Origin of the sequence: Paenibacillus cookii (assembly GCF_018333375.1) — a bacterium.
In the GTDB taxonomy this organism is placed as follows: domain Bacteria; phylum Bacillota; class Bacilli; order Paenibacillales; family Paenibacillaceae; genus Paenibacillus_AQ; species Paenibacillus_AQ cookii.
On record NZ_BORW01000134.1, the window covers coordinates 1 to 255 of the forward strand.

The 255-nt window shown below is 46.7% G+C and carries 1 pseudogene; it reads right to left on the reverse strand.

Annotation, left to right across the window (positions count from 1 at the left end):
• Nucleotides 1-255 (reverse strand): annotated as a pseudogene (locus KI367_RS26910) (transposase); the annotation flags it as partial.

The following is a 255-nucleotide window of genomic DNA, read 5'->3' on the forward strand; positions in this document are numbered from 1 at the left end:
AGATGAATTTTGTAACCAAACCATGTGATTTTATTGCCGAAGGAATCAATTTTTGCGCCCCAGTTCGCATTACCCGTTTGCTCGCTTTTGCGTTTGGGCTGCTTTTTCTCGTAAGCGCGGAGAGCGGTGCTGTCTATGGCGACGTTACTGCCTTCTATGATACCTTCCTGCTGACAGCGTGTGACCAAATCCTCAAAAAGCCGTTTTGCCAAGTCCTTTCTCGTCAGTTCTGAGAAAACTCGGCTTAATGTGGAT